Source organism: Streptomyces sp. NPDC048361 (assembly GCF_040651795.1).
Classification (GTDB): Bacteria; Actinomycetota; Actinomycetes; order Streptomycetales; family Streptomycetaceae; genus Streptomyces.
Map to the genome: position 1 here is coordinate 1 of NZ_JBEZKW010000109.1, position 11451 is coordinate 11451.

Annotated in this window: 7 protein-coding genes; 2 read left to right on the forward strand and 5 right to left on the reverse strand. The window is 72.2% G+C overall.

Going from position 1 to position 11451, the window contains the following annotated elements:
- Positions 1–148: 148 nt before the first annotated feature.
- Positions 149–880, forward strand: a complete 732-nt coding sequence (locus AB0D31_RS33870; RefSeq protein ID WP_362730511.1) for a hypothetical protein — start codon at positions 149–151, stop codon at positions 878–880.
- A 442-nt stretch (positions 881–1322) separates the two neighbouring features.
- Here AB0D31_RS33870 and AB0D31_RS33875 read toward each other — a convergent pair whose 3' ends face one another.
- From AB0D31_RS33875 to AB0D31_RS33885, 3 genes are all read right to left on the reverse strand, one after another.
- On the reverse strand, positions 1323–2894 hold the full coding sequence (locus AB0D31_RS33875) for a serine/threonine-protein kinase (protein ID WP_362730514.1): 1572 nt from the start codon (positions 2892–2894) through the stop codon (positions 1323–1325).
- Complete coding sequence (locus tag AB0D31_RS33880) at positions 2891–3541, reverse strand: hypothetical protein (protein WP_362730517.1); 651 nt, start codon at positions 3539–3541, stop codon at positions 2891–2893. The genes AB0D31_RS33875 and AB0D31_RS33880 overlap by 4 nt, the downstream gene beginning before the upstream one ends.
- A gap of 123 nt (positions 3542–3664) precedes the next feature.
- Positions 3665–5824 carry an N-6 DNA methylase gene (locus AB0D31_RS33885; RefSeq protein ID WP_362730520.1) on the reverse strand — a complete coding sequence of 720 codons (2160 nt, stop codon included), beginning with the start codon at positions 5822–5824 and terminating at the stop codon, positions 3665–3667.
- 209 nt (positions 5825–6033) lie between these two features.
- Here AB0D31_RS33885 and AB0D31_RS33890 point away from each other — a divergent pair, with 209 nt between their 5' ends.
- Positions 6034–6771 carry a hypothetical protein gene (locus AB0D31_RS33890; RefSeq protein WP_362730523.1) on the forward strand — a complete coding sequence of 246 codons (738 nt, stop codon included), beginning with the start codon at positions 6034–6036 and terminating at the stop codon, positions 6769–6771.
- Positions 6772–6813: 42 nt separating this feature from the next.
- Here the strand turns inward: AB0D31_RS33890 and AB0D31_RS33895 are convergent, their stop codons facing one another.
- Complete coding sequence (locus AB0D31_RS33895) at positions 6814–7500, reverse strand: HNH endonuclease family protein (protein ID WP_362730525.1); 687 nt, start codon at positions 7498–7500, stop codon at positions 6814–6816.
- A 180-nt stretch (positions 7501–7680) separates the two neighbouring features.
- Entirely contained in the window at positions 7681–11214 is a 3534-nt protein-coding gene (mfd, locus tag AB0D31_RS33900) for a transcription-repair coupling factor (protein ID WP_362730527.1), read from the reverse strand.
- Positions 11215–11451: the final 237 nt, after the last annotated feature.

Below are 11451 nucleotides of genomic sequence, written 5' to 3' on the forward strand. Positions count from 1 at the left end.
GGGCTCCGCCCCAGACCCCGTTCGCGCCCGAAAGGCGCTCGTCCTCAAACGCCGGACCGGCTGAGGCGGCCCACGCAGGCCCGCACCGAGTACGGAGCCAGACGCTTAATCGGATGTGCGTGCGGCGCGGAGTTGTTAGGTTCGCCGTGTGCCGAAGCTGAATCAGATCATCGCAGTCGAAAAGGGCGTCAAGTCCAAGGCTCTCCAGGAGCTCACCCAGGCTCACCAGGACGTGCAGAAGCCCGCCCTGCTGGCCGGCATCTCCCGGACCTACCAGCCCAAGGACGAAGAGGGCGAGCAGCTGCCGCCCGAGTCCACGCGGGTGCAGATCAAGGCCGAGGACGCGCTGCGGGCGACCGCCGGGACGCTGACGCGGCTCTTCGACGTGACCGCGACGAAGGACTGGGCGAACCGGTCCGCGGTCGCGGACGTGGTGGTCGACGGTACGGTGCTGTTGTCCCAGGTACCCGTCCCGTACCTGTTGTTCCTGGAGAAGCAACTCACCGACCTGCACACCTTCGTGCGCAAGCTGCCGGTGCTCGACGCCTCCGAGTCGTGGAACCTGGACCCCTCGACGGACGCGTGGAAGACGGACCCGGTGCGGACCATCCGCACGAGAAAGGTTCCGCGCAACCACGTGAAGGCCGAGGCCACGGAGAAGCACCCGGCGCAGGTCGAGGTGTACTACGAGGACGTCCCGGTCGGTTACTGGACCACGGTGAAGTTCTCCGGCGCGCTGCCCGCCCGGCGGGTCAACGAACTCCTCGACCGCGTCGAGAAGCTCCAGCAGTCCGTCAAGTTCGCCCGTGAGGAGGCAAACAACACCGAGGTCACCGACCAGCGGGTCGGCGACGCGGTATTCGGCTACCTCTTCCGGTAGCCCCACATTCGCCCTCCGTCGCGAGCGGAGGGTGCGCGATGAGCGCAAGCTGAAACTGATGTTGAAGCTGATGAAGGGGTGTCAGTTGGGGGTTCGAATCCCTCTCCCCGCACCACGTGCGGGGATGGCCCAAGCCTGGCAGAGGCGGCCCCATGAAACTCAGATTCTCGCTCCAGTCTCAGTATTCGCCGCCGAACACCGGATCGACCGAGCGTGGGCGAACATCGACGGATGGGGGTTCAAGTCCCTCCGGCGCCTCTCTCGTGGCGCTGTAGTTCAAAGGCAGAACACGTCGATCTCAACATGACCCGCGGTTCTTAAACGCCGCCGGTGTGCGCAAATGGGTGGCAAGCTGGAGCCCGGGAGCTGGACATGCTCCCGGGCTCCGTCACGTTCCGGCCGCTCCCAACCAATGGGCGGGTGAACCTTCGTGGTCACCGCACTACGCGCCGCGGAGCTCCCGTTGGCGGGCCAGCGCGCGGCGCAGCTCCGCGGGGTAGGGGTGCTGCACCCCGTACACCCGTTCCGCGTCCCACAGCAGCTGCTGAAGCTGGTGATGCCCCGCCGCATACTCCCCCACCGCAAGCAGCAGGTCCCCGATCCGGTGCCGCACGCCGAAGGGGCGGGACGGGTCGGACCCGGCGTACAGCGCCTCGAACCCGGGCAGCACCGCCCGGTACTCCGCCAACGCCCCCGCCGCATCCCCGAGTTGTTCGAGGCACTGCGCCACGTCGTGGCGGAAGTCCAGGGCCTGCGGGTCGGCGGGGCCCGCCTCGGCCGCGCGGTCACCGGCGAGCCGGCGCAGCTCGGGCAGGGCGCGCCGGTACTGCCCGTCGTCCATCAGCGTCGCCGCGTACTGCTTGCGCAGGATCCGCACCACCGGCGAGCGTTCGCCGTGTTCGGCCGCCGCGGCGGGCAGGATCGAGCCGAGGATGTCGACGGCCTGCGTGATGCGTCCTTCGCCGAGCAGCCGCTTGACCTCGTCGACCGCGCCCGCCACATCGGGCCGCGGGGGCGCCTTCGGCACGGGCGGCGCCACGGTGACCGGGCCGGGCGCGGGCGTGGCGACGCGGTCCGGCCAGGGCGCGTGCGGGCGCAGGAACGGGCGGGTCGGGTCGAGCGGCCCGAGCGGAGGCGAGGCCGTCGCAAGACTCGCCCCGCCGCCCCGTACCGGCAGCAGCGGCGCCAGCGCCTCGTAGACCTCCTGCGCACAACTCGGCCTGTCCTGCGGGTCTTTGGCGAGCAGACGCAACACGAGCGCTTCGAGGGGTTCGGGCACCTCGGGGCGCAGCCCGCGTACCGGGACGGGTGCCTCGTACAGATGACGGTGCAGCACGCCGAGGACCGTGGACCCCGCGAACGGGACGTCCCCGCTGAGCAGTTCGTGCAGGAGGACGCCCAGCGCGTACAGGTCGGTGTACGGGCCGACCGCGCCGCCCATCGCCTGCTCGGGCGCCATATAGGCGGGCGAGCCGATGGGTGAGCCGGTGTGGGTCAGGCGCGTGGTGTCCGAGTCGAGGACGGAGGCGACGCCCAGGTCGAGGACGGTCAGCGTGCCGTCCGGCTTCACCATCACGTTGCGCGGTTTGAGGTCGCGGTGGACGATCGGCACCGCGTGCACCGCGGAGAGCACCGCGCACAGCTGGGCCGCGACGGCCACCGCCCACGGCCACGGGTAGGGCCCGTGCTCGGCGAGGTGGTCGGCGAGGTCGGAACCCGCGACGTGCTGCATGACGAGGTACAGCTCGTCGACGTCACTGCCCGCGTCGTGCACGGTGACGAGCCCGGGGTGGTCGACCTGCGCGGTCACCCGGCATTCGCGCACGAAGCGGCGCCGCAGCTCCTCCGCCTCGTCGGCCCGGCCGGAGCCCGCGACCCGGTCGGGGCGCAGCAACTTCACCGCGACCCGGCGGTCGAGACGGCGGTCGTACGCCGTCCACACCTGGCCCATGCCGCCCTGCCCGAGCAGCGCCGCCAGCTCGTACCGCCCGGCGACGATCCGCCCCACGGTCACCGGGCCTCACCCTCGGTTCCCTTGCGCAGGTACTGCGACAGCTCGTCGAGCTCGGCTCTGACCTGGTCGATCCTGGGCGCGGCCGGGGTACGCGGCCGCGCCGGCACGGGGGCCTGCGGAACCGGGGCGACCGGGGCCGGAGCAGGTGCGGGTGCGGGTGCGGGTGCGGGTGCGGGTGTGGGGGACGTGCCCGGCACGGGGGTCTCGGCGTAGGGGTTGGCGTACGGACCGAACTGCGGGGCCGTGGCTCGGGGTATGTGCGGCGGCCCGTATCCGACGGGCGGGCCGTACATGCTCGGCGCGACCACCTGACGCCGACGCGAGCCGTGCTGTATGTCCGCGTACAGGAAGTAGGCCGTGGTGACGGCGGCGAGCGAGAGCAGACCGGCCATGCCGAGGTTCATCTGCCAGTCGTCGTCGCGGGTCGATGCCGCGACGAAGGCGAAGAAGACGGCGTACAGCGTCAGTTGGAGCCAGAACAGCACCCAGTGCGCCCGGCGCCGGGTCACGATCGCAAGCCGCAGCAGCGCCGTCCACGACAGCAGCCCGCAACTGGCCAGCGGCACCACCGCGAACAGCACGCGCAGCACCATCGCCGTCGCCCCCGTGGGGCGGGGCTGCGGCGGTCCATAGCCGGGGCCGTGCATCGCTGCTCCTGACACTGGGGGTCGGTCCGGACGGGTGCGGGCCGTGCGTACCGCGCCCGTGTCATGAGCGTATACACCGTCACTGACACCGGTCCCGGCGATCCCCGGGCCGGTATCCAACTGTCATCGGGGACGGGCCGGCCGCGCCCTGCTCCCCAGGTCGGTCGCCGGGTCGGTCCCCGTGTCGGCAGCCGGGTCGAACGTGCCGTCCGTCAGGCCGTCGTGCAGCCCCCGCACGAGTTGTTCGCCGAGCCGCCCCGCGAGCCGCAGCGCGTCCTCGAACGCGGCGAGCGCCCGGAACCGCTCGCCGTAGCGCCGCTGGTCGGCCAAGGGCAGCCGGGGCAGTTGCAGTCTGCGTACGTCGAGCCGGGTGGCGGTGGTGGCGTGGCTGCTGGCCTGGCGGTTGTTGGCCGTGCCGCGCAGGAACCCGGCGAGGAACCACGGGTCGAGTGCGCCGGGTTCGGGCCGCAGGAGGTGGAGGTTGCGGCCGAGCGCGGCACCCGCATGGGCGTCGTCCACGACCCGGGCGATCGCGCCGCCGCCGAGCACCGGCACCACCACGTCACCGGTCCGGGTCAGGACCGGCTCCTCGGCGGGCCCTTCGGGCAGGGCGCCCGAGGGCGCGGTACCGGCCAGCACGTCGTGCTCGGTCAGGACGGGGACCGGGGCGCCGTCCCCCGCGGCCGCTGCGCCGCTCGCGGTTCCCGCGCCGCCCGGCCGCAGCAACAGCCCGCCCGCGCGGGCGAGTTCGCCGACGGTGGTGAGGGGCCAGCGGGCGCTGGGGGCGGGCACCGCGGGCGGCGGGGCCAGGTGGGCGGCGCGGCTCAGGGTGGCGTCGAGCCGTTCGCGTACGGCGTCGAGCGCGGCGGCGCCGCCTTCGGTCGCGGGCGGCGGCAGATGGCGGGCCGGGGCCAGGTCGACGTCGTCGTCGAGGAGTTCGATGACCGGCACGGAGCGGCTGACGCCGGGCTGCTCGGTGACGGTGCCGTCGCGGTCGAACGCGGTCCACGCGTCGAGCACCGCCGAGCGCAGGGCGGGCCAGGGCAGCCGGTCGCGGCCGCCGTCGGCCGCGGCGCCCTCGACACCCGCGGTGTCGACCAGGAGGAGCTCGGCGGGAGGCCGGGTGGTGGCGCCGGGCCTGCGCAGCACCCACAGGTGCAGCGGGATGCCGTACGGGGGCGCCGCCCCGGGCGGCAGCGCGACGACCGCGCGCAGGGCACCGCGCCGCAGCAGGTCGGCGCGGATGCGGCGGCCCGACCGGCGCGAGGCGGCGGCGGGCGGCATGAGGAGCACGGCGGTGCCGCCCTCGCGCAGCCGGGCCAACGCGTGCTGCACCCACGCCAGTTCGGACTCGGTGCGGGCCGGGAGACCGTACTCCCAGCGCGGGTCGTAGGCGAGTTCGTCGTGGCCCCAGGCCCGTTCGTTGAACGGCGGGTGGCACAGCACGGCGTCGGCGGCCAGCTCGGGGAAGGCGTCCGCGCGCAGCGAGTCGGCGGCGGCGGTACGGATGCCGGCGGGGCCGGCGAGGGCGATCCGGAGTCCGGTGAGGGCGGCGAGGTCGGGGTCGGCGTCCTGCCCGTGCAGGGCGGTGGCCGCGGGCAGCGCGCCGAGCAGGGTGCCGGTGCCGCAGGCCGGGTCGAGGACCGTGGCGGCGGGGCCCGCGAGCGCGGCCATCAGTTCGGCGGGGCCCTGCGGGGTGAGCGTGTACTGGCGTGGGTTGGCGTCGAGGTGGCGGCCGAGCAGGAACTCGAAGGCGTCCCTATGGCCGGTTTCGGCGGCGAGTTCGGCGATGCCGCGCAGCAGCGGCACCGAGGGGACGAGATCGGCGGCGCCGGGCGTGTTCACAGAGCGGTTGTGAACACCCGGTGCCCGGTGTCCCGCGCCGTCCTGGCCGAACCGCTCGTCCAGTACCTCGTCGAGGAGGGCCGGCAGCCGCCGGGCAAGGCGCGCATCGTCAAGTGTGCTCAACTCCGCCCACGCGGCGGGACGTTGACGCAGCAGAAGCAGGGCGCAACCGCTGTGCACGAGGGCGGCGACGGCGCCCGCCGGGTGGCCCGAGAGCTGCTGCCAGATCCGTTCGCGCAGCGGGACTTCTCCGAGTTTGCCCTGCTCGCGCAGCCACTGTTCGACTTCGTGGAGCGCGAAGGAGGGGCTGGTGTCGGTGCCGCCGACCGGCTTGGGGAAGTCGGCGTGCCGACGGCGCCAGTTGCTCACCGCAGCCCGGCCCACCCCCGCGAGCCGGGCGATGGTGGCCGCGGTCACCTCTGCTGCGTGCTCCGGCACTTGGCCGCTCCCCTCGTAGCGTTGTGTGCCGAGCCTACCGAACCCCGTCGCAGCGCTCCATACACGCCGTGAACCATAACGATCAATGCAGACGTGTTGACTCGGTTCACAAGTATCTGCTCTGATGTGCCGCGGGCCGCCGCACCTGCCACCCCGCCCGGCCTCCACCATCACCCCGTACCACCGCACCCCCAGGGGGAGTTCACACCATGCGTCGCCGCACGCTCGTCACCACCACCGCGCTCTTCGTCTGCGCCACCACGGCCCTGACGGCCTGTTCGAGCTCCGGCTCGGGCTCGGCCACGGACTCGCCGGCCGCGGCGACGCCGGCCGCCGCCCAGTCCGCGGCCGCATCGAAGACCCCGGCAACCCCGGCCGCGGCGAAGGACCCGTTCCACGGCCGTACCGGCGGCCAGATCTTCACCGACGCCATACAGGCCGACCGCACGGCCCCCTCTCTGCGCCTGAAGGCCGACGTCACCGACGCCAAGGACGGTCGCCTCACGGTGGACCTGACCATGAACTCCAAGGGCGACTGCACCGGAACCATAGGGAAGGGCAAGGACGCAGTCGCCATGATCAAGGTGGGAAGGATCGCCTATCTGCGGCCCGCGGGCGCACACACGTGGACGAAGAGCGACACCACGACCGGCGAGGGCAAGGGCCTGGCCCCCATGTGCGACGTGAAGACCTTCCTCGCGGACCAGGGCGAGGACAACGCGGCGAAGAGGGGCCGCGTCATCACGGTGGGCGGGGTCCCCGCGATGGTGCTCACGGAGAAGGACGGCGCCGCGGTCTACACGCTCGACGTAGCGACCACCGGCAAGCACTACCTCCTGAAGATGGTCACCGTGGGCGGCGACGAGCCCGGAACCCTCGCATTCTCGAACTTCGGCCGGCCGGTCCACGCGGTCGCCCCGCCGAAGTCGCAGATCGCCGCGGGCTGACCGCCCCGGACGGCAGCTTCCGGCGGCCGGCCCCGGCGCCCCTCAGCCCGCCGGGAGCCGCTGGTCGGGGCACCCGTCGAGGACCGACTTCATCGCGGTCTTCTCGGCGTCGGTCAGCCACACCCCGTACTTCTTCTTCACGGCCACCTGGTCCGCCACATACGTACAGCGGTACGCCTTGTACGGAGGCAGCCAGGTCGCCGCGTCACCGTCGCTCTTGCGGCGGTTGGCGCTCGCGTCGACGGCGATCAGGTTGAGCGGGTCGTTGGCGAACGCGGTGCGCTTCTGCTTGTCCCACTGCTGGGCGCCCTTCTGCCAGGCGTCCGAGAGCGCCACCACATGATCGATGTCGATCTTGCTGGCGCCACGCGTGAACGTGAGGGACTGCCCGGTGTACGGGTCGTGCGCGAGCGTGCCGGACGAGACGTCGCACTTGTCCTTGAACTTCACGTCCTTCAAGTCCCGCTTGAGTATGTCCTCGCGGGTCTGGCAGCCGTTGTGGTCGGTGTCACTCCAGCCCTTGCCGAACTGGTCCCGGCTGTAACCGGTCTTCGGCGCCCGCCCCTTCACGGTGAGCGAGTCGACCGCGGCGAGCGCGGAACCGGCCGCGCCCTTGGCGCCCGGGGCGCCGCCCTTCGCGGTGGTGCCGGGGCCGCAGGCGGTGAGGACGAGGGTGGCCGCGAGGGTGGTCGCGGGCAGGGCGATTCGGGTGATTCGGTTGATACGCATCAAAGCGGGCCGTCCTGGCAGCAGTTGGCGGAACCTCGCAATCGTAGGTACTCCTACCCGGCCTGCCTCCGGCTCAACGGGCCCACAGCCAACCCCCGGGGCGCGGGGAACTGTGCGCCCAGCCGGGCACGGACCCGCACCCGAAAACGGACCCGCACCCGCACCCGCAGGGGGCCCGCCTCACGACCCCAGAATCGTCGTGAGGAACTCGCCCGTCCACGCGAGCAACTCCCGCCCCACCACCGGCTTCCCGCCGATCCTCCCCGCGGTCGGCCGCGGCACCAGGATCTGGCGGGTCGGCGCCTTGATGATCGTGCGCGGATGGAGCCGCTTGAGCCGCAGCTCCTGCGACTCCCTCAACTCCACCGGCGCGAAACGGATGTTGGAGCCCTGGAGCACGATCTCACCGACCCCGCACGCCCGCGCCAGCATCCGCAGACCCGCCACCAGGAGCAGGTTCTCCACCGGCTCCGGCAGCTTGCCGTAGCGGTCGGTGAGCTCCTCGCGGACCGCCTTCACGTCGTCCTCGGAGTTGGCCGACGCGATCGCCCGGTAGGCCTGGAGGCGCAGCCGCTCGCCCGGTGCGTAGTCGTGCGGGATGTGCGCGTCGACCGGCAGCTCGATCTTGACCTCCAGCGGCGCCTCCTCCTGCTCGCCGCCCTCCATCTGCGCCCGGTAGTCGGCGACGGCCTCGCCGACCATGCGGACGTACAGGTCGAAGCCGACACCCGCGATGTGCCCGGACTGCTCGCCGCCGAGCAGGTTGCCCGCGCCGCGGATCTCCAGGTCCTTCATCGCCACGTACATGCCCGCGCCCATCTCGGTGTGCTGCGCGATGGTGGCGAGCCGCTCGTGCGCGGTCTCCGTCAGCGGCTTCTCCGGCGGGTACAGGAAGTAGGCGTACCCCCGGTCGCGGCCACGGCCGACGCGGCCGCGCAGCTGGTGCAGCTGGGAGAGGCCGAAGTTGTCGCCGCGCTCCACGATGAGGGTGTTGGCGTTGGAGATGTCGATGCCGGACTCGACGATCGTCGTCGAGACCAGCACGTCGAACTTCTTCTCCCAGAAATCGACGACTACCTGCTCCAGCTGGCTCTCGCCCATCTGCCCGTGCGCGGTCTGGATGCGCGCCTCGGGCACGATCTCGCGCAGCCGGGCCGCGGCCCGGTCGATGGACTCGACCCGGTTGTGGATGTAGAAGACCTGGCCCTCGCGCAGCAGCTCGCGCCGCACGGCCGCCCCGATCTGCTTCTCCTCGTACGGCCCCACGAAGGTGAGGACGGGGTGGCGCTCCTCCGGCGGGGTGGTGATCGTCGACATCTCGCGGATGCCGGTGACGGCCATTTCGAGCGTCCGGGGAATCGGCGTCGCGGACATGGTCAGGACGTCCACGTTGGCGCGGAGCTTCTTCAGCTGCTCCTTGTGCTCGACGCCGAAGCGCTGCTCCTCGTCGACGATGACCAGGCCGAGATCCTTGAACTTGGTCTCGGAGGAGAACAGGCGGTGCGTGCCGATGACGAGGTCGACCGAGCCGTCCTTGAGCCCTTCAAGGGTCGCCTTGGCCTCGGTGTCGGACTGGAAGCGGCTCAACGCCCGTACGTTGACCGGGAATTGGGCGTACCGCTCGGTGAACGTGCCGAAGTGCTGCTGCACGAGGAGCGTGGTCGGCACGAGGACCGCGACCTGCTTGCCGTCCTGGACGGCCTTGAACGCGGCGCGCACCGCGATCTCCGTCTTGCCGTAGCCGACGTCGCCGCAGATCAGCCGGTCCATCGGGACCGTCTTCTCCATGTCCTCCTTGACCTCGGCGATCGTGGAGAGCTGGTCGGGGGTCTCGGTGTACGGGAACGCGTCCTCCAGCTCGCGCTGCCAGGGCGTGTCCGTGCCGAAGGCGTGGCCGGGCGCGGCCATCCGGGCCGAGTACAGCCGGATGAGGTCGGCGGCGATCTCCTTGACGGCCTTCTTCGCGCGCGCCTTGGTCTTGGTCCAGTCGGCGCCGCCGAGCCGGTGCAGCGTGGGGGCCTCGCCGCCGACGTACTTGGTGACCTGTTCCAGCTGGTCGGTGGGGATGTAGAGCCGGTCACCCGGCTGGCCGCGCTTGGCGGGCGCGTACTCGACGAGGAGGTACTCGCGGGTCGCGTTCTGCACGGTGCGCTGCACCATCTCGATGTAGCGGCCCACACCGTGCTGCTCGTGCACGATGTAGTCGCCCACCTCCAGGGTGAGCGGGTCGATGGTCTTGCGGCGGCGGGCCGGCATGCGGCCGAGGTCCTTGGTGGCGGAGCGCTGCCCGGTGAGGTCGGTCTCGGTCAGGACGGCGAGCTTGAGCGCGGGGTCGATGAACCCGAAGTCGATGGCGCCGCACGTCACTTGGACGACGGACGGCGTCAACGCGTCGAGTTCCGCGTCCAGTCGGGCCGCGATGCCCTCGCCGCCGAGGACTTCCACGGTGCGCGACGCGGGGCCGTGGCCCGCCGTCACGTACACCGTGCGCCATCCGTCGGCGAGCCACTGCTTGGTGTCGGCGAGCGCGCGCTGCGTGTCGCCGCGGTACGTCTCGGGGGCGTGCATGCCGAGCTTGAGGGTGCCCTCGTCCGCCTCGGTGTCGTCGGCTGCGAACGGGGAGACCGACCACCACATCATGCCGAGCTCGCGGGCCCGTTCCCGTACGTCGGCGATGCCCCACAGGGACGCGGCGTTCACGTCGATGGGCGCCTCGCCGCCGCCGGCGCTCGCCGCCCAGGACGCCTGGAGGAACTCCTGGCTGGTCGCGACGAGGTCCGCGGCCCTGGTGCGTACGCGCTCCGGGTCGCACACCACGGCCATGGCGCCCTGCGGCAGCACGTCTACGAGCAGCTCCATCTCGTCGACAAGGACCGGCGCGAGGGACTCCATGCCCTCCACCGCGATCCCTTCGGCGATCTTCCCGAGCAGTTCGCCGAGCTCGGGGTGGGCCTCGGCGAGGGCGGCGGCGCGGGTGCGTACGTCGTCGGTGAGCAGCAGCTCACGGCAGGGCGGCGCCCACAGGCCGTGCTCGGCGACTTCGAGTGAGCGCTGGTCGGCGACCTTGAAGTAGCGGATCTCCTCGACGTCGTCGCCCCAGAACTCCACGCGCAGCGGGTGCTCCTCGGTGGGCGGAAACACATCGAGAATCCCGCCGCGGACGGCGAACTCCCCTCGCTTCTCCACGAGTTCGACGCGTGCGTACGCGGCGGCCGCGAGCCCCTCGACGATCTCGCCGAGGTCGGCGCTCTGCCCGGTGCGCAGGGAGACGGGGACCAGGTCCCCGAGCCCCTTGACCTGCGGTTGCAGTACGGAGCGGATGGGCGCGACGACGACGCTCACCGGGCCGGCCGAGGGGTCGTCCTTGCTGGGGTGCGCCAGGCGGCGCAGCACGGCGAGGCGGCGGCCCACGGTGTCGCTGCGCGGCGAGAGGCGTTCGTGCGGCAGCGTCTCCCAGGAGGGGTACTCGGCGACCTCGGCCTCGGGCAGCATCGAGCGCAGCGCGGCCGCCAGGTCCTCGGCCTCGCGGCCGGTGGCGGTCACGGCGAGCACGGTGCGGCCCGCGTCGCGCGCGAGGCCCGCGATGGCGAAGGGGCGGGCGGCGGGGGGTCCGACCAGGTCGATGTGCATCCGGTGGCCGTCGGTGGCGGCCTTCACCGCGTCGGCGAGCGCGGGGTCTCGTACAACGGCGTCCAGCAGACCGTGCAGGCTCATGGAGGGCATCCATCCCGGGGAGTGGGCAACGCGAACTGCCCGACACGTCGTACGGGCCGGGGCTCCCAGCGTACGACGCGCCGGGCCCCCTTGCGTCCCGGGCACCCCTGGGCCCCTCCCGCTTGGCGGGGTGCCTGGCATCTTCAGCCCGCCCGGCGTCTGAGGACGAGCGCCTTTCGGGCGCTAACGGGGTCTGGGGCGGAGCCCCAGCAACCCCGCCGCCTTCGGGTGCGGACC

Excerpts from the sequence above, each read along its gene's own strand:
- AB0D31_RS33880 (WP_362730517.1), bottom strand. The coding sequence starts at position 3,541 with ATGCACGGCCCCGGCTATGGACCGCCGCAGCCCCGCCCCACGGGGGCG.
- AB0D31_RS33890 (WP_362730523.1), top strand. The coding sequence starts at position 6,034 with ATGCGTCGCCGCACGCTCGTCACCACCACCGCGCTCTTCGTCTGCGCC.
- AB0D31_RS33895 (WP_362730525.1), bottom strand. The coding sequence starts at position 7,500 with ATGCGTATCAACCGAATCACCCGAATCGCCCTGCCCGCGACCACCCTC.
- mfd (WP_362730527.1), bottom strand. The coding sequence starts at position 11,214 with ATGAGCCTGCACGGTCTGCTGGACGCCGTTGTACGAGACCCCGCGCTC.